We start from the raw sequence: 22,879 nt of genomic DNA, 5'->3' as shown, positions 1-22,879 counted from the left end.
CTTGGCATGGGCGTGGTTACGGGTGGTCGTCCCAAGGGGCGGGTGACGCGGATCAGGTGGTGATCCATGCGTATGGCGCAGGTGGAAGACCGTCGCGCAGGGGCTGTGCGCAATCGGTGTCTCGTGGCGGGTTGTTGATAATGGATTTATATTAAACCAAATGCAGACAGGTGGCAACAGGGGAGGGACGTCCCTTTTCCTTCCCGTGGGTGCCGTCAGGAGGAGTGATGGGGTACAGGTTTGACCCTCCCGAGGTGTTTCGGGAGATGGACGCGCAGATTGTAACCTTCGATGCGGAAAAAGAGACCATTGAGGTACGTTTTCCCGTGAAGCGGGGGTACCGAAACCCCATGGGGGCCATGCAGGGCGGGATGGTCGTTGCGGCCATGGATAACACCTTCGGGCCCCTGACCGTGCTGCTGGGCACCACCAGTGTGACCACACAGCTGAACACAAGCTTTGTCAAGCCCGTGGGGCGGGGTGAGTCCCATGTTACCGTCGTGGCCCGGGTAACGGCCCGGTCGCGCCGCCAGATTCACATGGCCGCCGAGGTCCGTAACGCCCAGGGGGATGTCGCCGCCCTGGGCACGGCCAGTTTCCTGGTGCTGGAGACCCGCGATGCCGAATCGGCCTGACGCCCGGCAACGGGGGCCTCGGATTCACGGTTGTTGGCAGTCAGGCTTTGGGGTATACTCATTGTATTCATGAGTTTATGCGGCTCGGAATGAGATTGACGCATCAGACGCACCGGAATACGACGGCTCCGGGTTGGATCAGGAGCCGTCTGGGTCCCCATGTTGCTGAAAAGAACCCCTGCCCTTCGACCTCCGTCCTGTGTTGATACGCTTCCCTCCTTTTGGTTTCGGCTTTCGGCAACCCTTCCCCCCTTTCACCCGGTTTTGCCTTTGGGAGCGACAACCTATGACCAAGCAGAAAACAAAGAACCCGCCCGGCCTGTTGATTGTCGATGACGACGAAACCATTCGGATGATCTTAAGGCGTGTGATGGAAAAGCAGGGGTTTGTCTGTCACATGGCTTCCCACGGCGTGGAGGCGTTGGCCGTGCTTGAAAAGCATCCGGTGGAGATTGTCCTGACAGATGTGGACATGCCCGAGATGGGAGGCCTTGAGCTGGTGAAGCAGATCCGTGCCAGGCACACCGCCGATCCCATCGTCATGACCGGCCACATCGACGATTTCAGCTACGAGCAGATCATCCAGACCGGGGCCGTGGATTTTATCCTGAAGCCCATGGCGCCGGGGGAGGTGGTCCTGAGGGTGCAGCGCGTGCTTCGGGAGCGCCGTCTTGTCCAGGGGCTCAAGGAGACGCATCAGGCCCTGAAGGATTCGTATCTGGATACCATCAACCGGCTGGTGACCGCAGCTGAGTACCGGGACGAAAACACCGGGAGCCACATCACCCGCATGAGTACCTACAGCGCCTTTCTCGCGGAAAAGATGAACATGGACGGGGCCTGGGTGGACCGTATCCGGTACGGTTCGGTCATGCACGATATCGGCAAAATCGGCATTCCCGATCATATCCTCATGAAACCGGACAGGCTGTCCGGCGACGAGTTCCATGTGATCCGAACCCATCCGGCCATCGGGGCGCGGATCCTGGCCAATGCCAAGTCCGACGTGCTGCGCAGCGGCCAGCAGATCGCCATTTCCCACCATGAGAAGTGGGACGGCACCGGATACCCCCAGGGCCTCTCCGGAGAGCGGATCCCTTTGGCAGGGCGCATTGTGGGCATCGCCGATGTCTTTGACGCGCTCTCCACACGGCGTCCGTACAAGGACCCGTACCCGCCGGACGTGATTTACGGTCTTATGCAGGGGGAGAGGGAGAAGCACTTTGACCCCGATCTTACCGATATTGTGCTGGACAACTTCGACGAGTTCCTGGCCATCCGTAACGGCAACTGCAACGGCAGCGCCGAGATGGTGAACTCCGGGGCCGCCTTCAGTTGGAGCCGGAGGGATGCCGGGATGGCAAAGCCGAAAGGGGACGCGGCCTCATCGTGAGGCCGCGGTGGCAGGTTTTTCGTCTATGGATCAGGCGGTCTCGGCCAGTGCTTCCAGGTTGGTCCGGGCAAATTCGATGGAGGGGTCCATCTTCAGGGCCATCCGGTAGTAAGTGACGGCCTTGTCCGTGTTGCCGAGTTCCCGATAGTTGGAGGCGATGTTGGCGTAGTCGATGGCGGAGTTGGGGTTGAGGCGGAGCACCTCCCGGAAGGCGTCGATGGCCTTGTTGTGATCGGCCAGCATGTAGTGGCAAAAGCCCATGAGGTTGTAGATATCTTCGCGCTCGGGGTCGATGTCGATACCGGCCTGAAGGACCTTCAGGGCCTCCCTGTAGCGGCCCGTCTCCTTGAGGCTGACCCCCATCCACGAGCAGATGGAAGGAATCTCCGGCTCGTCGGGGTGGCTTGCAAGGGCTTTTTCAAAGGCGGCGGTGGCCTCGTCAAAGGCGCCCTGGTTCAGCAGGAGCTGGCCCTTGTAGAAGTGGAGGTAGTAGCGTTCTCCCACGGCTTTTTCAATGCCGGTGATGCGGGCAAGGGCGTCGTCGGGGGCGCATGTTTCGGTGATGAGCCGTGCGGCGAACAGGGGCACGCTGGTGCCCAGGCTCCGCTCCCGGAAATGGGCGCCGGGGATGATGGTGTAAAAGGCGGGGATTCCCAGCTCCGGGTGTGTGGTCTCAATGGTGAAGATCTCCATGCCGATGGATTTCAGGGCCGCCACGTAGCGCTCGATCTCCACCTTGATGTTGGCGTCCGACAGGTCGGGCAGGCTGGCAAGGGGCACGGCGGGCTGGGCACGGGTGATGAACTCGGCCTCGGCAAGGTCCGTATACTTGGGCAGGCCGCTGGCCACGTAGTTGGCGTCGGTGTTGAAGTCCCCGGCCAGCTGGGCCACCTCGGTCATGGCCCGGCTCATGGCTTTTTCCGGGTCCGGTGCGGTGCCTGCGGTCCATACCAGCTCGCTGGACTCGGGGAAGGTGGCCGGGTCCCAGGCCAGGACACCCACCGTGGGGATGCCGGTGTCCAGGGAGAGGTCGGAAAAGACCAGGTTGATGCCGTTTTTCCGGTATTTGACGAGCATGTCCCTGACGGCGGGGTCTGTGGCGGTGTCCGGGTCAATGGTGGGGGTGACCCGCTTGCCGTGGCTCACAAGGGAGCAGACGTGGCGCTCCACGATTTCGGAGATCCCCTGGCAGATGGCCTCTTCCTTGCAGTTGCCGGCCGAGGGGCCGTTGAATTCGTTGATGGCGAAGAACCAGTCAAAGGGGATGAGCATGTCGGTGCCCGTGGTGAGGTTGTGGGCCGGGACCCACTTCAGGGGGATATCGGAAAAGATGGCTTCGGCTGTGTCCAGAGGGGTCGTGTCGTCGTGCACCGATCGGGCAATGAGAGAAAAGGGAAGGGCCCTGTCCTTGACGTTGGCGTAGGTGTCGGTGACAAAACGGCTTTCGTCTGCCTTGAAGGCGAAGAAGCTGAACCGCTCGGCAAGTTCCATGACGGCACTGGCTTCGGATTGTTCAGGGGTGGCCCCTTTGCCCATCTGCTTGGCCGTTCCCGTCAGGGCCGAGGCATCCTTACCACAGACACTGAAAAAGACCGGAATGTCGAGCCGGCCGTTGTCGATGCGGCTCGTCTCCTTGAGAATGTCCAGTGAGAGGTTTTTCGCCTTCTCCTTGAATCTTGCTACGGTCTCTTGGGGGGAAATCACTTTGTCCTGATCGGCGGTGCAGCTTTTGATGGCATCGTTCAATACTATTCCGGCACTCATACAACACGTCCTTCCCATGGGTTCCCGGTGGCTCCGGGAATGGATGATTGCTTTGGTCTGCGGTGATCATGCAGCGCCCGGTATCAGAATCAAGGAAACAGGGGATTTCGTGTGGTTCCCCCCGGTTATCCGGGACCGGGTTCGATGCATGAAAAAACAATCTTCGTACCATACAACATGCGGAAGTGAAAAGCCTTTTTTACGTTGACCCTCCAGCGGCAATCTGGTAATTGGGTGGGGATATTCAAAGGGCGGGAGCACCTAATTTCCGGTGCCGCCCTTTCCATTATCTGCACACGGGAAGGCAGAGCCACCACCACCTCCACTGCCTTCAGCAACGCGCCTCAACTCCGATACTTCACAGGCATCACACTATGACACGCACAGCCACCATCACGCGCAACACCAAAGAGACCCGTATTTCCATCGAACTTGATCTGGACGGCAGCGGCCGGGCAGAGGTGACAACCGGGATTCCCTATTTCGATCACATGCTCACCCTGTTTGCCGCCCACGGTTTTTTCGACCTCACCATGAAGGTCGACGGGGACCTGGAGATCGACGCCCACCACACGGTGGAGGATACGGGCCTTGCCCTGGGCATGGCCATTTCCGACGCCCTTGGCGATCGGGCAGGGATCAAGCGCTACGGGCTGGCCGTTACCCCCATGGACGAGACCCTTGCCGAGGTGGCCCTGGACCTGTCCAACCGTCCGTTTCTGGTCTATGACTTTCCGGACCACAGGGTTCGGGACGGTAACTTCGATGCCTGGCTTGCCCGGGAGTTTTTTCAGGCCTTTTCGGTGAAGGCGGGTATGAACCTGCACATCAATGTCCGCTATGGCGAGAACGACCATCACATCATCGAAGCTGTTTTCAAATCCCTGGGGCGTGCCCTGGATCAGGCGGTGACCATCGACCCGCGTATTCAAGGGGTGCGTTCCACCAAGGGCGTGATCTAAGGCCTCAGGCCGGGGGCGCCACCACCATCTTAAGGAAGGCTCCGGATCATCTCGGGGCCAGCCCAATCAGGGAGGTGTGTATGGGGTATCCGATGCGGGGCGTTCCTGCGGGAAGGCCTGTGTGGCTCCTTGCCATGCTGGTGGTGCTGGTGTGTGCCTGTTCCCCGGCGCACAAGTCCTCCAAGCCTTCGAAACCTGCGGTGCCCGTAACCCTCTTCTCCTGCAACGAGGTGGCGGTTCCTCCCTTTGACTGGGCGGCCCCGGAAGACACCGTGTACATCGAGAGTGAACGGGAAAAGGGGCGGGACGTGCCGTCCCTCTCCGCCTTTGCCGGGCCCGAACTGGCAAGGCGGCTAGCCGTGAGCCTCAGGGAGCGCGGCGTGGAAGCCATGGCGGTTTCCGTGGATGGTACCGACAGCCTGCGGGGGCAGGTGGCGGCCCTTGAAGCCCAGGGCTATTCCTGTGTGGCCCTTGGCCGCGTGAAACGCTATGAAGAGCGCATCGGCTCCGACTGGTCGGTGAACCGACCGGCGTCGGTGGCCTTTAAGGTGATTCTCATGGAAGCTGCTACGGGCCGGGTGCTCTGGAAGGGTTCCTTTGATGAGACCCAGCTTCCTTTGAGTGAAAACCTGCTGACCTTTAAGACCTTTGTGTCTCGCAGGGCTCGTTGGGTCACGGCAGCGGAGCTTGCCGAAACCGGGTTCAACGGGCTGGTGGACTCCATGGTCCTGTCGGGGGGACGGCCACGCCCCGAGGGCGAGCCGGAGCCATGACGATGATTTTTGTTTTTCGGAGTGTTCCCCCTTGGTTGGGGTGGAAGCCCGAAAATAGTTCTTGACAAACATGGTTTTGGCATTAACTTATGCACCTGCTTGGGCGAGCATGAAGGGCTGTTGCGCCGGTTTTTCCGGTACCGCACTCTCTTCGGGCCGTATCGGCCATCGTTTCAGGAACCGTGGATGCGTCTTTCCCCTTGGGGGACGGGCGCTTTAGGCAGTATGTTCGGCTTTCATCCCGTACCGGATGGAGGCTTTCATTATATAATATGGTATGACAGACGGCCTGCCGATGGTTCGGCTACCCTCGCGCAAGGGGCCATCGATGTGGTTCTTTCTCGGATTGGATACCGGACTCTCGCGGACAGGAGCTTTGTGCACTTGATTCCCGAAGAAGTGATTTCAGACATTAAGCATGCGACCGATATTGTTCAGGTTGTCTCTGAAACCGTTCAGCTCAAGAAGACGGGAAGCAACTTCGCAGGTCTTTGTCCGTTTCATTCCGAAAAAACCCCTTCCTTTACTGTCAGCCCGACAAAACAGATTTACTATTGCTTCGGATGCGGAGCCGGAGGCAGCGTTTTCAACTTTGTCATGAAGCGTGACGGGTTGACCTTTCCGGAAACCGTGCGTTCTTTGGGGCGTCGATGCGGCATTGAGGTGCCGGAGCGGGCCTTGAGTGCCGAAGAAAAAGAGAAGATCGGGGTTCGGGAAAAGATTTTCCTGGCCAACCGCCTGGCGGCCGATTTTTTTTCACAGACCCTGAAAGGGGGCCAAGGTACCGGCGCACTGGCATACCTGCACAACCGTGGAATCACCGATGAGACCATCGAGAAGTTCGGGCTCGGGTTTGCCCCGGACTCCTGGGACGCGGTGTCGGGGTGCCTTTCCTCCCATCGGGTGCCTGTGGATATTGCGGTGGGGAGCGGGCTTCTCATCGCCAAAGAGACGGGGCGGTATTATGATCGCTTCAGGAATCGCATCGTCTTTCCGATATTTGATACAGCCATGCAGGTGTCGGGGTTTGGCGGGCGCGTTATGGATGACGCCCTGCCCAAGTACCTGAACTCCCCGGAGACACCTGTTTACCATAAAGCCCGGTCACTTTACGGACTCCACGCCGCGCGCGAGGGGATCCGGCAGAGTGGGACGGCCTTTGTCGTTGAAGGGTATTTCGATGCCCTGGCCCTGCACCAGAACGGCATTGCCCAGGCGGCGGCCACCCTGGGCACCGCCCTGACCCGGGACCATGTGCGCCTGCTGTCGCGGTGCGGCGCCGAGCGCTTTGTCCTGGTCTTCGATTCGGACGGCGCGGGGATACGGGCTGCCCTGCGAAGCGTGCCCGTGTTTCAGAAAGAGTACATGACGGCCAAGGTGCTGGTGCTGCCCACGGGCCATGACCCCGACTCCTTTGTAAGGGAAGCCGGGGCCGATGCGTTTCTGGCCCTGGCGGACAAGGCCATGGATCTCCTGGAATTTCTCATGGACGCTGCCATCAGGCGCCATGGGCTTACTGTGGAGGGGCGCCTGAAGGTCCTCGGAGACATGAGGGAGCCGCTCCTTGCCATGGAAGACCGGGTGGCCCGGTCCCTTTATATCCGCGTGCTGGCCGACAAGGTGGGCATCGACGAAGGGGCTGTCAGTGAGAAGATCCACAATGCCCCGGCTGCCAATACCCGGCCCCAGGTGGCGGAACCGTGGCAGGACGCCCCGGTAAAATCCCTGGGCCGCCTTAAGGAAGAGAACAGCCTGGAGTTCCAGATTGTCTCCATGCTGGTACGCTATGCAGGTATCCATGCCTACTGCAGGGAAGTGGGCATTGCAGACTATTTTCAAGAGCCGGGGCTCAAGGAGATTTGCTCCCTTGCCCTGGCTTACGACGGACCCCCGGAGGCCATGACGGATTGGTTTCTGACGAACCTTCGGGAGGAGGGACAAAGGGAGCTCGTGGCGCGTCTTGCCATTGACGAGTTCCCGGTGATTCACCAGCGGTGTGTTACTCTGATTGACCAGTATGTCCGCAACAGAAACAGATTGGGCGATGACCTCTCAAAACGAATCAGGGATGCGGAAGCCAGTGGAAACCACGAGCTTTTGCTGTCGCTGTTGGAAGAGAAACGACGCTTTTCCCAGGACCTGAAGAGACGTCAGCATTAAGCCAGGAAGGTTAAACATCAATCCGGGGTTGCAGGAGGCAAAACCATATGACCAACAAGTCCGATACCTCTCCCGAAAAGAGCAAGAAGGGTCAGGAAGCCGCATTTAAGGCTCTGCTTGTAAAGGGAAAAAAAGTCGGCGTTCTTACGTATGATGAGATCAATGAGGCGCTTCCGGATGAGGTAGATTCTTCGGAGCGGCTGGATGACATCATTGTGATGCTTCAGGAGATGGACATCAAAGTGGTTGCGGAAAGCGACACGGAGCATGACGAAGCCGAAGAGAAGGAGGAAGAGCCCGCCGAACTGGACTCCGAGCTCCCCATGGCCTCTGAAGAGTCCCCGAAAAAGAAGGTGGCGGTCTTTGAGTCCGAAACCGGCTCCGCTGATTACGGCACCGTGACCGACCCCGTGAAGATGTATCTCCGTGAGATGGGCATGGTGACCCTGCTCTCCCGTGAAGGGGAGATCGAGATCGCCAAGAAGATCGAGATGGGGGATCAGGAGGTGCTGAGGCACCAGCTCGATACCACCATCGCCGTGGGGTATATCCTTTCTCTTGCCGACGGCATTGCCGCAGGCAAGCTTCGTCCAAAAAACGTGCTTCGGGACGTGGATGAAGGGGACGGGGCCGTCGACGAGAAGAACCTGGTGGGCAAATTCCTGGAGACCATCTCAGAGATCCGCACCATCCATGAGGAGAATACCGGTCTGCGGTACCGCATCTTCACCGAAGACCTCTCCTCGGATGAGCAGCGCAAGATCAGGCGTTCCGTCAGCCGTCGCACCGAAAAGATCTTCAACCTCCTCAAGGAGTGGCGCCTGGAGGTCAGCGTTTCGGACATCATCGACGCCAAGATCCTGGAGAACATTGCCTGGTTCGAGGCCATGAACAAGATCCTGGGGCGCTGTGCCGACACCTTCGGCACCTCGGTGACCGAATTCAGGAGCCAGCTCGGCGATGAGGAGACCTTCATGGCCTGGGCCGTGGAGAAGAGCGCCATGGGCGAAGAGAAGCTCCGCGCCATCTACCCGGACTTTGCCTATCTCCAGATGCAGATCGAAAGCCGCGAACTCGGCATCAAGGCCAACGGCCGGATCCTTTCCCGCATTGCCTCTTCCATCGAGGAAGGCAAGGTTCGGGCCAAGGAAGCCAAAAGCGAGCTGGTCAAGGCCAACCTTCGCCTTGTGGTGAGTATCGCCAAGAAATACACCAACCGCGGGTTGCAGTTCCTCGACCTGATTCAGGAAGGGAACATTGGCCTCATGAAGGCGGTGGACAAGTTTGAGTACCGCAGGGGCTACAAGTTCAGCACCTACGCTACCTGGTGGATTCGACAGGCCATCACCCGGGCCATTGCCGACCAGGCGCGCACCATTCGTATTCCGGTGCACATGATCGAGACCATCAACAAGCTGATCCGAACCAGCCGGTACCTCGTGCAGGAGCTGGGGCGCGAGCCCTCTCCCGAGGAGATCGCCGAGAAGATGGAGATCCCCCTGGACAAAGTTCGGCGCGTTCTCAAGATCGCCCGGGAGCCCATCAGCCTCGAGACCCCCATCGGGGAAGAAGAGGACAGCCACCTTGGCGATTTCATCGAGGACAAGAAGTTTATGCTTCCCTCGGATGCGGCCGTGAACATGAACCTGGCGGAGAAGACCCGCAAGGTCCTGGCCACCCTCACACCGAGGGAGGAGAAAGTCCTGAGGATGCGTTTTGGTATCGGAGAGAAAGCCGACCACACCTTGGAAGAGGTGGGCAAGGATTTCGCCGTTACCCGTGAGCGTATCCGGCAGATCGAGGCCAAGGCCCTGAGAAAACTCCGGCACCCCACCCGGAGCAAGAAGCTCAAGAGCTTCATCGAGATTTAGGGGCGTACCCTGCCTCTGGTTCGCCCCGGGAACGGGGCGTCCCGAAAGCCCCTGCTGTCGGGCGGATAACACTTGACAAAAGGGGCTCGCCGGAGGTAAGGATACTCACCTTGATGCACGGGCCTATAGCTCAGCTTGGTAGAGCCACCGGCTCATAACCGGTCGGTCCCTGGTTCGAATCCAGGTGGGCCCACCAGCTCAACACACCGTGAAAAGGGAGATGCCCCAACAGGTGAGGCCAATAACTCACTTTTCATGAACCATGGCGGATGATGCACCATGAACGATGCAACAAAATGCCGAGACAGTTTTTAAACACCAAGGCGTGCTGGCTGATAAAGGCCACCACGCCTTTTTTGTTGAAGGGGTGCTTTCGGGCCGCCCGGCCCGGAATCCTTAAGCCCCTTAAGAGACGATTGGAGGAGAGATGAGCGCTACGGTATCTGAGATAATCTCCATGATGGAGGAACTTGCCCCATCATCCCTTGCCGAAGAATGGGATAATGTGGGGCTGCAGGTGGGGCACAGAGACCACCGGGTCACTCGGATTCACATCGCCCTCGATCCCACCCCGGAGGTGGTGGCCAAAGCCTGCACCGAAGGGGCGGAGATGCTGATCACCCACCACCCTCTCATCTTCTCCCCCCTAAAGACCCTGGACCTCGCCAGCCCCCTGGGTGACATCATCGCCCGCTCCGTTTCTTCCCCCCTTGCCATCTACTCAGCCCACACCAACCTCGACAGCGCCCCCGGCGGACTCAACGACACCTTTTCCCGTATGATCGGCATGACCCCCGAAGGCCCCCTGGTGCCCTCTGCAGATTCGGAAACGGTGAAGCTCGTATTTTTCGTGCCGGAAGAGTACCGTCATAAGGTCATGAAGGCTCTGTTTTCCGGTGGGGCCGGGGCCATCGGCAAGTACAGCTGCTGCTCTTTTTCTTCGGCCGGAAGGGGAACCTACATGCCCTCAGCCGGTGCCGAGCCCTTTGAAGGCAGCGCGGGTAAGATGAGCTGCGTGGAGGAGGTCCGTGTGGAGGCGGTGGTCAGGCGCTCGAAGCTGGATCACGTGCTGGAGGTGGTGCGGGAGGTGCACCCATACGAGACCATGGAGTACAACATCTACCCCCTGCTGAGGACGGCCGATGCCGACGAAACCGGCGCGGGCCTGGGCCGGGTGGGGGCGTTTGATTCGCCCGTAACCCTGGGAGAACTTGCCGAACGGGTCAAAAAGGCCTTTGGGCTCCCCGCCGTGAGGGTGGTGGGGGATCCCGGCATGGCGGTCCGGCGCGGTGCCGTCTGTACGGGCAGCGGGGGCTCGCTCATGAAGGCGTTTTACCGGAGCGGGGCAGATGTCTATGTCAGCGGCGAGCTGAAGTACCATGACGCCCAGACCGCCCTTGAGAAGGGCAAGGGGCTTGTGGATGCCGGCCATTTCGGTACGGAATATTTTGCCTGTGGCCTGCTGGCCCGGGCCCTTAACGAGAAGATCCGGCAAAGGGGGCTTGACGTGGAGGTGGTGGAAAGCCGATGCGAGCAGGATCCCTTTGCCTTTGTATGACGGGGCCCAAGACGCGCCCTGTCCCATAGAAAAACAGCAACACCGTCGATCTGGCAATGAATGATACACCGGCTACGGCCGGTCCACAGACCTTGGAGGCTTGATAAATTCCATGCGTAATCTTAATGTGACCCGGGAGCAGATCCAGACCCTGATGAGACTTCAGAACATTGAGTCGGAGTCTGCACGGATTGAAAAGAAGTTGAAAGGGGTGACATCCCAGGCCTCCGTGCAGGGAGCACGCCTGAGGGAACTCGACGTCGAGCTCCAGGGAGCCCGCGAGGCCCTGGACGGCGAGCAGAAACGGTATGCTGCCATTGAAGAAGAGGTGGCCGAACTCAACACCCGTGTGGCCAAAAGCCAGGAGTACCTGCGCGTGGTGACCAACAACAAGGACTACCAGGTGCTTCGCCGCGAGGTGGATGACAACACCAAGCGGGTGGGGGAGCTCGAAGAGGTCCTTATTTCCATGCTGGACGAGCTGGAAGGGCAAAAGAAACAGATTGCCGAACTCGCCGCAGTCCACGACGAAGAGGCCGAAAAGGTCAAGAGCATCGAGCAGGAGATTTACAACGACACCGCCGAGGAGCGAAAGACCCTTGAATCCATGAGCGTGGAGCGTGAAGAGGTGATCAAGGCGCTTCCCCCGGCCCTGTTCGCCCACTACGAAAAACTGCTTAAGACCACGGGAAGACTGGCTGTTGTGGCTGTCTCCAAAGGGGTGTGCTTTGGCTGCTTCATGAACATCCCTCCCCAGCAGGCCATTGAGGTTCAACAGCAGGGCGGGCTGCACCATTGCCCCCGGTGTCATCGCATTTTGGTGAGCGAACCCAACGCCTGAGGGCAGGGGTGAAAATGGTCGTTTTCCTTTCTGTCGTTTTGAGGTATAACACGGGCACACAATCGGAAGACGGTTGGAGGGGGACAGATGATCGCCGGGTTGCCTTTGGCAACCGGGAGGAAAGTCCGAACACCACAGGGCAGGGTGCTCCATAACGTGGAGTCGCGGTAACGCGAAGGCAAGTGCAACAGAGAGTAGACCGCCACGCATCCGTTTCGGGTGCGTGGTAAGGGTGAAAGGGTGCGGTAAGAGCGCACCAGTTCTCCGGGTGACCGGGGAAGCTGGGTAAACCCCACCCGGTGCAAGACCAAATAGGGAAGTGTCCGAGGGCTGCCCGTCCGAGCTTCCGGGTAGGTCGCGTGAGGTGTCGGGTAACCGGCATCCTAGATGAATGATCATCGCCCCGTTTCCGGGTAACCGGGACGGGGAACAAAATTCGGCTTACGTGCCCCTTCAACCGTCTTCGTTTTTTTTGATGGACCCGTAAAAAGCCATCCACTCCTTTTTACGACAGACCAGAGGCAGGCGACAGGCTTTATGGCAGATAAACAGTCGGCATGTTCCATTACCTTTAAAGAAAAGGTTCAGATCTATTCCCACGATTTTCTCAAGGCCTGTGTGTACATCGCCAGGTTCGACAGGGATGAGAACCCCTTCACCAAGAAGCTCTACTCCCGCATGACGGCCACCAGCCACCTGCTGGAAGACTTCCTGGACCTCCACGGGGCCAAGAACAACCGGGACTGGTTCTACTATCGGGAGCTCGCCTCCCTTGTCCGCCACATCAGCCTCAGCTGCTACGCCCAACGCCACATCGCCAACCGCATCCCCTTTTACGATCTCACAGATACCTCCGACTTCGAAGCCCAGGGGCGTATTACCCTGGATTTCCTCAATGACATTTTGAGAAAAGCCGTGCCGGTTATCATCGAAGAGGCCCGTCGCCTGGATATCCGGGTGCCGGAAGGGGGCTACGACCAGGCCAACTTCCCCGGGGTGGTCTCCGGCGAAATGCTGGAGTACAACATCGATGATGACTCGGGTCACGATCAGCGCAAGCACATCGTCAAAATTTCCAGTGAGTTCCTTAATATCGCCAAGCTCTTTGCCCCCTTTACCTTTTACGAGGAGCAGAGCCTTGAAGCGATCCGGGAGATGGTTCCGGCCAAGGTCAACGAGGTGGAGATCAGGGGCTTTGAGATGGTGGTGCACAACCTCCAGTCCTCCTTCGACTCTTATGTTATTCAAGGTGGATTCCGGTACGGTGACCGCAAGCTCAAGCAGCTGCGCGCCCACTTCTCCGTGGTGCTTCATCTCATGGAGGTCCAGGGACGCCTGCTCCATTTTTATGAGCGTCATCTCCACGAGGTGGGTACCATCCAGACCTATCGGGAGGTGAGAAAGAGCCTCGCGCAGATTGTGGACATCGACAAACTCCTGGATCGCACGGTCAACTACTGCCTCTTTTACGCCTGCCACTTTATGAGCTGCGGCAAACGCCTGGCCAAGGAAGTCCTCAACGAGAACATTGAGCGTGGGATCATCACCGTGGGTATCCCCGAGACCCGAGGCTTCCATGCCCGGCCCAGCCTGATGGTGGCCAAGATTGTTCAGAACTACGGTGGCGAGGTGGAGATGGTGGTCAACGGGGACCGTTTCGACGCCAGCAGCGTTCTGGATATCCAGTGGGCCGGCGGCAAGATCCAGAAAGAGGAGATTTCCCAGGTGATCTTCGAAGGAGACACCCGGGCCCTCAAGGACATCGAAATCCTCGCCGCGGTTAACTATGCCGAAGATTCCATGGGCAAGGGGCTGCCCCTTCCCAAAGAGTTGAAATACCTGAAATAGCCGCAGCCCGGCTTCGGAAAAAAGGGGGGGCAATGCAGATCGCCGCCATTATTGTTGCCGGAGGCAAGGGGCTCCGCATGGGGGCCGAGACCCGAAAGCAATACCTGAAGCTGGACGGGGTCCCCATTCTTGTGCGGACCCTGAACGCCTTTCTCTCCTGCCCGAAAATCCATCGCATCATCCTGGTCGCTCCGGCCGATGATTTTCCGTTTATCCGATCAGAGCTTCTTTCTCTGCTGCCCGGAGGGGACCGTGTGGTCCTGGCCGCGGGCGGGGCCGAGCGCCAGGAGTCCGTGTACAATGGCTTGAAGGCCCTGGGCACTGATTTTAAAGGGTTGGTGGCGGTCCATGACGGGGTGCGTCCCTTTGTCTCTGAAGAGGAGATCCTGAGGGTGTGCGAAGCGGCTTCAGGCTGCGGAGCCGCCATTCTGGCCGTGCCTGCCTTTGAGACCCTCAAGCGGGTGGGCAGGGGAGGGGCCATCGCAGGGACTCTGTCCCGGGACGGCCTCTGGATGGCCCAGACTCCCCAGGTGTTTCATGCCGACCTTCTGTTCCACGCCCATGATGAGGCCCGGACCCAGGGCGTGCTGGGTACGGACGACGCCTCCCTGGTGGAGCGTCTGGGGCACACCGTGGAGGTGGTGGCCGGCAGTCGGTGCAACATCAAGATCACCACGCCGGATGACCTGGATCTCGCGTCCCTTTTTCTCCCCCGTTTTCCTCTTTCCATAGAACGCTCTGCAGGGTGACAGGCTTTGTTTTAGCGTAACTGTCTTTAAATGCATTTGAATTGTGCTATTTTGCAAGTAAAGGTGGATGCTGTCTTGGGGGCGGCGGGTAGTCTTTCGGTTTGCCTTGGACCTGCGATTGTGCTACAACAGAACTCCGGCTAACCGCATACGGAAAATGGCGCCTCAGGGTGGGCGCCTGTCCGATACCACCTTTTCTCTCCCCACTTGCCCATGGAGCCGCAATGATCGGACAATCCCAGGAGATGGCTGACAGACGTGCCCACAGGCGTTACCGCGCCGGTGACGGGGCTTATGCTGCATTGTCTCCGGCCTCAAGTAAGGTGGGCCCCATTGTGGATATCAGCATGGACGGGCTCTGTTTTCGGTATATTGTCCACGCCGAGCAACCCAAGGAGCCTGTGGAAACCCATATCTACGTGGGGGACAACGGGTTCTACCTGGAAAAGATGCCCTACGAGACTGTGGAAGACGTGGAGATCGACAACCCCTCTTCCCTCTCCTCCATTATCATGCGCCAGCGGCGGGTGCGGTTCGTAGATCTCAGCGCCAACCAGAAGGCTCAGCTCCAATACTTCATCGCTCACCGCACCTCCAAGCAGGAGGAGGTTGAGGCCGGGTAGTTTTTTTTAAGAAAACTGTTGTTAAAACGCCAAAGGGCGCACACGAAAGCTTGCTTCGTGTGCGCCCTTTTTTTGTGCGGTTGGGGTGTGCGTGCTAAAGAACGCCTTCCTCCACCCGGTGGCAGGCCACAAGGCCTGTACCGCAGGGATTCACCTTGGGGATCTCCCGGATGCAGCGTTCATCCGCGTGGGGGCACCGTCCGTGGAACACGCACCCCGTGGGCAGGTTGATGGGGGAGGGCACCTCCCCTTTCAGGCTGATGTGGCTCTTGTTCCCGCTCAGTTTGGGGATGGCGCTGAGAAGGGCCTTGGTGTAGGGGTGTCGCGGCTCTGTGTAGAGGGTCTCGGCATCGGCAAGTTCGCAGAGGCTACCCAGGTACATCACGGCCACCCGGCTGCTGATGTGGCGTACCACCGAGAGGTCGTGGGAGATGAACATGTAGGAGAGGCCACGTTTTTCCTGGGTCTCCATGAGAAGGTTGAGGATCTGGGCCTGCACAGAGACGTCCAGGGCGCTGATGGGCTCGTCGGCCACGATAAAGGCGGGGTCCACAACCAGGGCCCGGGCGATGCTGACGCGCTGGCGCTGGCCCCCGGAAAATTCGTGGGGATAGCGCTGGGCCCACATGGGATCCACCCCCACCTGCTCCATGACTTCGGCGATGCGGTCCTTGACCTCCCCGTTGCTGATGCCGGGGTTGTGGAACCGCAGGGGCTCCTCCAGGGTCTTTTTGACGGTGAGCCGGGGGTTCAGGGAGGAGTAAGGGTCCTGGAACACCATCTGCATCTTGGACCGGTAGGGCATCATGGCCTTGGACGAGAGGTTGTCGATGCGGTTGCCCCGAAAGAGGATCTCTCCGCTGTCGGGCTGGTGGATGCCGATGACGCAGCGCGCCAGCGTGGACTTGCCGCACCCGCTCTCCCCGACCACGCTCAAGGTCTCCCCTTCCAGGATATCCAGGCTGATGCTGTTCACCGCCTTGACCACCGTGCTGTGGAGGCTGAGCTTTCCGCCCTGGAGGCGAAGCTTTTCCAGAAAGCCTCCGGAGATGTCGAAGTGCTTGACGACGTTTTTCAGTGTAAGAATGGGCTTGGTGGATTCTGTTGTCATGATGCAAGGTCTCCCGAGACTAAATGGCATGCGGCCATGTGGCCTGTTTGTTCATCCGCAAGGGCCGCCTCGGGCCGTTTGGTCATGCAGATCTCTCCCTTCATGGGGCAGCGGGGGTTAAAGGCGCAGCCGCTGGGAATGTCCGTGAGGGTGGGCATCATTCCCGGGATCTGGTAGAGGGCTTCCCCGGGTTTACGGCTCTCCGGCAGGGCCTTGATGAGGCCCTGGGTGTAGGGGTGCTTCGGGGTGTTGATGATGGCCTGGGTGGGCCCGGTCTCAATAACCCGCCCTGCGTACATGACGGCGATGCGATCGGTGACCTCGGCCACGACCCCAAGGTCGTGGGTGATGAGGATCAGGCTCATGCCGTCGGAGTCGCACAGCTCGATGAGCAGGTCCATGATCTCGGCCTGGATGGTGACGTCCAGGGCCGTGGTGGGCTCGTCGGCGATGATGATGTCCGGGTCGGTGAGCAGGCTGATGGCGATGATGATCCTCTGGCGCATGCCCCCGGAGAACTCATGGGGGTACTGGGCCAGGCGCTTCTCCGGGGAGGGGATGTGCACGCGGGCCAGCTTTTCCAGGGCGATGCGCTCGGCCTCTTCCTTGGATACATCCATGTGGGCGTGGATGGCCTCGGTCATCTGCGTGCCGATGGTCAGCACGGGGTTCAGGGCCATCATGGGGTCCTGGAAGATCATGCTGATGCGGTTTCCGCGGATGTCCCGCATCTTCTCTTCGGAGTAGGCGGAGATCTCTGAGTCGCGGAAGCGGATGGTGCCTCCGGCGATAAAGCCGGGCTTTCGGATCAGCTTGATGATGGAAAAGCCCATGACCGATTTACCGGCCCCGCTTTCTCCCACGATCCCTAAGCGCTCCCCCTTGGCCAGGGAGAGGGAGAGGTTGTCGATGGCCGTGACCTCTCCGGTGCGAAGGGCGAATTTGACGTCAAGGTTCTGTATATCGAGTATCGGTTCCATGATTGGGTGTCGCCTTTATCCTTTGTAAAGCTTGGGGTTGAGCACATCCCTGAGCCAGTCCCCGAGGAGGTTGATGACAAGGACGAGGACCACGAGAAAGAGGCCGGGAAAGAGGGTGATCCACCAGACACCGCTGAAGATGTATTCAAATCCGGCGTTGATCAGAGAGCCCAGGGAGGGTCGGTTCACGGGCATGCCCAGGCCGAGGAAGGAGAGGGCGGCCTCGCTCATGATGGCGTTGGCCACCTGGACCGTGGAGATGACCAGCACCGAGCTCATGGTGTTGGGCAGGATGTGGCGGAACATGATGCGCAGGCGGGAAAGCCCCACCACCCGAGCGGCTTCCACGTACTCCTTGCCCTTTTCGCCCAGCACCGAGGCGCGGACCGTCCGGGCGTACTGGGGCCACTCGGCAATACCGATGATCACCACCAGCAAAGGGACGGCCAGATCGTTGTAGCGGTTCTCACCGAACACTGTCTGGAAGATGGCGCTGATGAGGATGGCCACCATCATGGTGGCAAAGGAGAGCTGGATATCGGCCATGCGCATGAGAAAGTTGTCCAGCCTGCCCCCTAAATAGCCCGCAAAGAGCCCCACGGTGATTCCGAGAAATGCCTGGAGTACCACGGCTCCCAGACCGATGAGCACCGACAGGCGCATGCCGTACATCATGGTGGAAAGAAGGTCCCGACCCTGCTGGTCCGTGCCCAGGAGGAAGGTGGAGGAACCGCCATCCATCCAGGCCGGGGGAAGCTCCGAATTCAAGATGTCGATGGTTTCGGAGTCGTACGGGTTGTAAGGGGCGAGAAGGGGGGCCGAGAAGCTGACGATCATGAGCACCAGCAGAATGGCGAAGCTGACCACAGCGATTTTGTCCCGCTTGAAGCTATAAAAAAAGTACGAATCTTTGAAATTTCTAAGTGACTGTTTCATTTTCTCCCCGATACCCGGATGGTGGGATTGACGAGACCATAGATGATATCCACCATGGTGTTGACGACGACAAAGAGAGCGCCCACAAAGATGATGTAGGCCACCAGAAGGGTGGTGTCGGAGCGCTGGACCGCTTCAAGGAACATAAAGCCCATGCCGGTCCACTGAAAAACCGTTTCCGTGAGGATGGTGTAGGCCAGCATGATGCCCAGCTGGACGCCGCCCACGGTGATGACGGGCAGCAGGGTGTTCTTGAAGGCGTGCACGAACCAGATGCGCTGCTTTTTGAGGCCCTTTGCGTAGGCAAACCGGATGTATTCGGTCTCCAGGACCTCCATCATCTCCGAGCGGATGAGCCGGATGAAGAGCGGCAGCATGATGGAGGAGAGGGCGATGGCCGGCATGACGAGGTGCTTCAGGCCGTCCAGGGTGAGAAGGCCTGTCTGCCATCCCCACAGGTTCACCGTGTCCCCCCTGCCGTAGGAGGGAAACCATTCAAGGGTCACCGAAAAGAGGTAGATCATGAGAATGGCGGTGAGGAAGACCGGGATGGAGACCCCCACGATGCTGGTGCCCATGGTGAGGCGTGAAAACCAGTGGCGGGGGTTGATGGCGGCGAAGATGCCTGCGGGCACGGAGATGAGGATCACGATGAGGCTGGCGGCAAAGACCAGCTCAATGGTGGCCGGTGCCTTGGCCAGGATCACGTGTAAGGCCTGTTTCTTGTGGATGAAGCTGGTGCCTAAGTCCCCGTGGGCGGCGTTTTTGAGAAACCGTCCGTACTGGGTGAAGAAGGGGTCGTTCAGTCCCATCTGGTCCCGGAGCTGCTCGCGCTCCTGAACCGACACCCGGACCCCCACCATGTCCCGGACGGGGTCGCCGAACTGGTGTTTGATGGAGAAGCCCAGCAAGCTGATGACCAGCATGACGAACAGTGCCTGTAAAATGCGTTTTACGGTAAATGCAAACATGGGTATGGTCGCGTCCTTAATTGTCACGGTGCGAGGGGCGTGCGTTGGTGCGGCACTGAGCCGCAACGCTTCCCGTGGGCGTTCTACCCGCTGCCTGCCGGTGTCCTGTGCGGGCACCGGCAGGCAGCGGGTACAGCTGGCGAGGAATATGTTCCCTCACCGGTAAACGAAACGCTCGTATTCAAGCATACATGGGCGGTGAAATGCAAATGAATCCGCCAAAATAAATGGCCGGTTCAACCGGAAGATATCGGTGGAACCGGCCAGGGAGCGTCTATTTTACATCCCTTACTTGACGACGAGATCGCCGAGGTAGGGGAAGTTCATGGTGTTGACAATGGGCTCGATGTCGAGGTTATTTTTCGAGGCCCAGGCCAGGTTCTGCCAGTGCAGGGGCACGAAGGCCGCCTCGTCGTAAAGGGTCTGCTCGATCTCCTGGAGCATGGCGGTACGTTTGGCCGTGTCGGTCTCGGACTGGGCGGCCAGGGTGAGCTCATCTACGCGAGCGTTGCAGTACGTCCCGCTGTTGTACTGGCCGTAGCCGGTCTCGGTGTTGATGCACATGGTGAGGTACTCGGTGAAGTTGCCGGAGTCTTCGGTATCCGCGTGCCATCCGATGAGCTGGATGTCGGCCACCTTGGCGTCGAATTCATCCCAGTACTGGGCCTTGGGCATGGTCTGCAAGGTCACCTTGATGTTGATCTTGGCCAGCATGTTGGCTGCTGCTTCTGCGATCTTGGCATCGTTGACGTAGCGGTTGTTGGGGGAGATCATGGAGCACTCGAAGCCGTTTTCGTAGCCGGCTTCTTTCATGAGGGCCTTGGCCTTTTCCAGGTCGTAGCGGGGCACCAGGTTCTCTTTGTAGCCCAGGTAGCCTTTGGGGCTCTGCTGACCTGCAGTGGTGGCAAACCCTTTCATGATGTTTTTGACGATGCCTTCGTTGTTGATGGCATGGACAATGGCCTGGCGAACGCGTACGTCCTTGAACTCGGGGCGCCGGGTCTGGTTGAGCTGAAGGGTGATGATTCGGGTGCCGCCCATGGTAACGAGCTTGGTTTTTTCGTTGCTTTCAATCTGGTTGAAGTCCTGGGGGGAGACGGGGTAGATGAAGTCGGTGTCTCCGGAGAGCAGCGAGGCCACGCGGGTGGCGGTGTTCTTGATGGGGGTGAGCACGATTTTTTCCACGTTGCCGGGGGAGGCCTTGTCCCAGTAATCGGCGTAGCGCTCGTAAACGGTCTTGACGCCGTGTTCACGGGAGATGACGCGGAAGGGGCCGGTGCCGGACTCGTGGTTGAGGGCAAAGGAGGGGCCGCTCTTGACCTGGGCGTCCTTGGGCTGACCGTTTTCATCGGTGCCGGTGTAGAAGACGCTGTCCATGGGGAAGATGTAGGTGGCCATGTTCAGGAGAAGGGGATAGGGACGCTTGGTGACGATGTCGATGGTGTGGTCGTCGACGATGTTGATGCTCTCAAAGGGCTCGAAAAGGCCTTTGTAGTCGATGCTTTTCTGGAGACGCTTGAAGGTCCAGACCACGTCCTTGGCGGTGAAGGGGTTGCCGCTGTGGAAGGTAACGCCTTTTCTCAGCCAGAATCGGACGGTTAACGGGTCCAGGCGCTCCCACTTTTCTGCGAGCCTGCCCTCAATGGACATGTCGCGGGTCCAGCGGACCAAGGGATCGAAGGCCACGTGGGAGTATGCCAGCATGCCTCCGGAGAGCTGAATATGGGGGTCCAGGGAGACCGGGTCGGCGTCCATGGCAAGATGGACCGTTGTGTTTAACGTTGTCTTTACTTCTTCTTCCGGTTTTGAACATCCCGATACCAAAAGGGCCGCTCCCATGAGCAGGATGGATGTCAGTGCCAGTATTCGTCTCATTCACGCCTCCTGAAATTAGTGTGTTGTTAAAAAAACGGTCCGTAGGCTCCGCTGTGTCCTCCGTGGGGAGGGGCAGGGTGTCCCGGAGTAGGGGACATGTGCGGAGCTTCGGTCGTTGTTTCAGCTGCGGAAAAAGCGCCGGTGCATATCCGGTGCTGTGATCCGCTGTCTCTTCCCAAAATCGCTTCGTGTGCCGTATTTCGCTTAGGTGTGCCTCCGGTATGAAATGACTTATTATTCTAGCACCATACCAGGGTTAAGTTGTAAAAATTAGCAAAAAAAAACATGAAAAGCAAATGAATTCAACAATGTTCTTAGGGGGTAACAGTGCGTTTGGGGGGCGATGATGGTCCATTATCTCGGCGAGATGACACAGAAAACACCAGGGAGACAGGACCCCGATTCCGAAAAAAAGTGAAAGCCTGGGGAACATAAATCGGCAGGGGCCGCCCGTTAGGCGAGGGGGAAGGGGACGCTGCGGAAAAAAGATGCATGTCTCCTGTTCCGGTAAGACCGGCTTCAAAGGGAGGTGTGACGGGCAAGAATCGGGTGTGGGGGGGAGTGGGCCGTTACACTTTTTCGTCGAAGATGATACCGACCATCTCTTCGATTTTTGCTGCCAGGTCAAGGACCTGCTTGGCAGGGATTTCACGGATAACCTCTTCGGTATCGCGGTTCGTGATCCGAACCATGGTGCGACCGGTTTCGTCATGTCGTGTGAAATTCAGGCCGACGGCGTGCAGGGTGTCCAGGTCCCGGGAGATTTCGTCAAGGGTCTCCTGGGAGAGGTTTTCTTCGCGAAGCCGGTCTTCCCGGTCGCTGCGCACTTTTTCCTGGCGCTCCTCGGTGCTGGCCTTGTTGTCCGAGGTGGCCTCGGATCCGGGGGCTCTGCGGACGGGTTCCGCGGCAGAGACATCATCCCGTCTTTGGGGCATCTGGGGTTGAACGTTCGATACGGTTTGCATCATGGTGAACTCTCTTTATCCATGCGCCCTGAAGGGTGCAAAGGCTCGCCTTGGCAGGGCCTGGTTTTTCCAAAGGTTTGTGACGGCAGGGTCGATGCCGCCTTGTGTCAATACGGGGAGGCATAGGCTCCCCGGATTCGCTTTTTGTTTGCCGAGGCAGTGAGCTGGGACCGGATGGCGCCCATCTCTTCTTCAATGCGCAGGGCAAGGTGCCGGCTCCGTTCCAGGATGCGGGAAAGGAGATCGGCGTGGGACCTGTCCATGGGCAGCTCCTTGAGCTTGCCCACCAGGTCGGCCTGGCGCCGGGCCAGGGTGAAGAGGGCCTCGGGGTCGGCGGAGGTCAGGGACGTCTCCACCTGGTCCATGAGGGCCTCCATGCGTGCCATGACATCGGCCGGGGTCTCAGATGGCAACACAGACACCACAGCTCTCCCTCGGCTTTTCAGGGCGCCTTACCGACGACTGGCGTCGGGTGCGCGAGGCCTCGGTAAAGCCTTCGTTGAGGCTTACGAGGAGGGCCTCCACTTCATGGAGGGGCTCGGTGCTGTTGTGGATGTTCGCCTCGGTGAGGCGCCGGACCATGTAGTCGTACAGAGCTGCGAGGTTTTCGGCGATCTCCCCACCGCGCTCCATGTCGAGGGCGGTGCTGAGCTCGGTGATGATGGCCAGGACTTTGGAGATGTACTCCCCTTTGAGCGCCGGTCGTTTTTCCTCGATGCCCCGCACGGCCAGGTGGATGAACTTGATGGCCCCTTCGTAGAGCATGATGAGGATCCGGTCCTGGGGAAGGTCCTCTCGGGCGGCCGATGCGGCATATGCACTGTAGGTCATGGGTGTCATGGGTGTGAACTCCTTCAACTGTAA

The 22,879-nt window shown here is 59.1% G+C and carries 20 protein-coding genes, 1 tRNA gene and 1 other RNA gene; 13 read left to right on the top strand and 9 right to left on the bottom strand.

Annotated elements, in window-relative coordinates; all coding sequences use genetic code 11:
* Window positions 1–227: 227 nt before the first annotated feature.
* Both ACOYW0_RS04750 and ACOYW0_RS04745 read left to right on the top strand, forming a co-directional pair.
* Window positions 228–635 carry a PaaI family thioesterase gene (locus tag ACOYW0_RS04750; RefSeq protein WP_482417407.1) on the top strand — a complete coding sequence of 136 codons (408 nt, stop codon included), beginning with the start codon at window positions 228–230 and terminating at the stop codon, window positions 633–635.
* A 286-nt stretch (window positions 636–921) separates the two neighbouring features.
* Entirely contained in the window at window positions 922–2,028 is a 1,107-nt protein-coding gene (locus tag ACOYW0_RS04745; RefSeq protein WP_482417406.1) for an HD-GYP domain-containing protein, read from the top strand.
* Window positions 2,029–2,058: 30 nt separating this feature from the next.
* Here the strand turns inward: ACOYW0_RS04745 and ACOYW0_RS04740 are convergent, their stop codons facing one another.
* A complete protein-coding gene (locus tag ACOYW0_RS04740) occupies window positions 2,059–3,792 on the bottom strand; it encodes a YcaO-like family protein (protein WP_482417405.1) in 1,734 nt (577 codons plus the stop codon).
* A 374-nt stretch (window positions 3,793–4,166) separates the two neighbouring features.
* Here ACOYW0_RS04740 and hisB point away from each other — a divergent pair, with 374 nt between their 5' ends.
* The 11 genes from hisB (at window position 4,167) to ACOYW0_RS04685 (ending at window position 15,177) form a co-directional block, all read left to right on the top strand.
* Complete coding sequence (gene hisB, locus ACOYW0_RS04735; RefSeq protein ID WP_482417404.1) at window positions 4,167–4,754, top strand: imidazoleglycerol-phosphate dehydratase HisB; 588 nt, start codon at window positions 4,167–4,169, stop codon at window positions 4,752–4,754.
* An 80-nt stretch (window positions 4,755–4,834) separates the two neighbouring features.
* Window positions 4,835–5,527, top strand: a complete 693-nt coding sequence (locus ACOYW0_RS04730) for a hypothetical protein (RefSeq protein WP_482417403.1) — start codon at window positions 4,835–4,837, stop codon at window positions 5,525–5,527.
* 384 nt (window positions 5,528–5,911) lie between these two features.
* Window positions 5,912–7,687 carry a DNA primase gene (dnaG, locus tag ACOYW0_RS04725; RefSeq protein WP_482417402.1) on the top strand — a complete coding sequence of 592 codons (1,776 nt, stop codon included), beginning with the start codon at window positions 5,912–5,914 and terminating at the stop codon, window positions 7,685–7,687.
* A 47-nt stretch (window positions 7,688–7,734) separates the two neighbouring features.
* A complete protein-coding gene (gene rpoD, locus ACOYW0_RS04720) occupies window positions 7,735–9,558 on the top strand; it encodes an RNA polymerase sigma factor RpoD (RefSeq protein WP_482417401.1) in 1,824 nt (607 codons plus the stop codon).
* A gap of 119 nt (window positions 9,559–9,677) precedes the next feature.
* Window positions 9,678–9,754, top strand: a tRNA-Ile gene (locus ACOYW0_RS04715).
* Between the two features lie 231 nt (window positions 9,755–9,985).
* Window positions 9,986–11,116 carry a Nif3-like dinuclear metal center hexameric protein gene (locus tag ACOYW0_RS04710; protein ID WP_482417400.1) on the top strand — a complete coding sequence of 377 codons (1,131 nt, stop codon included), beginning with the start codon at window positions 9,986–9,988 and terminating at the stop codon, window positions 11,114–11,116.
* A gap of 112 nt (window positions 11,117–11,228) precedes the next feature.
* A complete protein-coding gene (locus tag ACOYW0_RS04705) occupies window positions 11,229–11,957 on the top strand; it encodes a zinc ribbon domain-containing protein (protein WP_482417399.1) in 729 nt (242 codons plus the stop codon).
* Window positions 11,958–12,032: 75 nt separating this feature from the next.
* Window positions 12,033–12,416, top strand: an RNA gene (gene rnpB, locus ACOYW0_RS04700) — RNase P RNA component class A.
* A gap of 78 nt (window positions 12,417–12,494) precedes the next feature.
* Complete coding sequence (locus tag ACOYW0_RS04695; RefSeq protein WP_482417398.1) at window positions 12,495–13,805, top strand: HPr family phosphocarrier protein; 1,311 nt, start codon at window positions 12,495–12,497, stop codon at window positions 13,803–13,805.
* A 32-nt stretch (window positions 13,806–13,837) separates the two neighbouring features.
* A complete protein-coding gene (ispD, locus tag ACOYW0_RS04690; RefSeq protein ID WP_482417397.1) occupies window positions 13,838–14,554 on the top strand; it encodes a 2-C-methyl-D-erythritol 4-phosphate cytidylyltransferase in 717 nt (238 codons plus the stop codon).
* Between the two features lie 245 nt (window positions 14,555–14,799).
* A complete protein-coding gene (locus ACOYW0_RS04685) occupies window positions 14,800–15,177 on the top strand; it encodes a PilZ domain-containing protein (RefSeq protein WP_482417396.1) in 378 nt (125 codons plus the stop codon).
* A gap of 94 nt (window positions 15,178–15,271) precedes the next feature.
* On the opposite strand, the gene ACOYW0_RS04680 is transcribed toward ACOYW0_RS04685, so the two are convergent.
* The 8 genes from ACOYW0_RS04680 to fliS all read right to left on the bottom strand — a co-directional run bounded on the left by ACOYW0_RS04680 (window position 15,272) and on the right by fliS (window position 22,855).
* On the bottom strand, window positions 15,272–16,288 hold the full coding sequence (locus ACOYW0_RS04680; RefSeq protein WP_482417395.1) for an ABC transporter ATP-binding protein: 1,017 nt from the start codon (window positions 16,286–16,288) through the stop codon (window positions 15,272–15,274).
* Window positions 16,285–17,268 (bottom strand): ABC transporter ATP-binding protein, encoded by a 984-nt coding sequence (locus ACOYW0_RS04675; RefSeq protein WP_482417394.1) that lies wholly within the window; start codon window positions 17,266–17,268, stop codon window positions 16,285–16,287. Before ACOYW0_RS04675 ends, ACOYW0_RS04680 begins: the two co-directional genes overlap by 4 nt.
* A 15-nt stretch (window positions 17,269–17,283) precedes the next feature.
* On the bottom strand, window positions 17,284–18,204 hold the full coding sequence (locus ACOYW0_RS04670; protein WP_482417393.1) for an ABC transporter permease: 921 nt from the start codon (window positions 18,202–18,204) through the stop codon (window positions 17,284–17,286).
* Window positions 18,201–19,175, bottom strand: coding sequence for an ABC transporter permease (locus tag ACOYW0_RS04665; protein WP_482417392.1), 975 nt, complete (start codon window positions 19,173–19,175; stop codon window positions 18,201–18,203). The genes ACOYW0_RS04670 and ACOYW0_RS04665 overlap by 4 nt, the downstream gene beginning before the upstream one ends.
* A 288-nt stretch (window positions 19,176–19,463) precedes the next feature.
* Complete coding sequence (locus ACOYW0_RS04660; protein ID WP_482417391.1) at window positions 19,464–21,050, bottom strand: ABC transporter substrate-binding protein; 1,587 nt, start codon at window positions 21,048–21,050, stop codon at window positions 19,464–19,466.
* A 569-nt stretch (window positions 21,051–21,619) separates the two neighbouring features.
* Window positions 21,620–22,018, bottom strand: coding sequence for a flagellar protein FlaG (locus ACOYW0_RS04655; protein ID WP_482417390.1), 399 nt, complete (start codon window positions 22,016–22,018; stop codon window positions 21,620–21,622).
* A gap of 104 nt (window positions 22,019–22,122) precedes the next feature.
* A complete protein-coding gene (locus tag ACOYW0_RS04650; RefSeq protein ID WP_482417389.1) occupies window positions 22,123–22,437 on the bottom strand; it encodes a hypothetical protein in 315 nt (104 codons plus the stop codon).
* Window positions 22,418–22,855: a flagellar export chaperone FliS gene (gene fliS, locus ACOYW0_RS04645; protein WP_482417388.1), complete on the bottom strand. Its 438-nt coding sequence runs from the start codon at window positions 22,853–22,855 to the stop codon at window positions 22,418–22,420. Before fliS ends, ACOYW0_RS04650 begins: the two co-directional genes overlap by 20 nt.
* Window positions 22,856–22,879 lie beyond the last annotated feature (24 nt).

This window comes from Desulfoluna sp. HI9BLuna (assembly GCF_056829775.1).
Note: the sequence above shows the minus strand (reverse complement) of the source record. Positions and strands in the feature narration are given on the sequence as shown.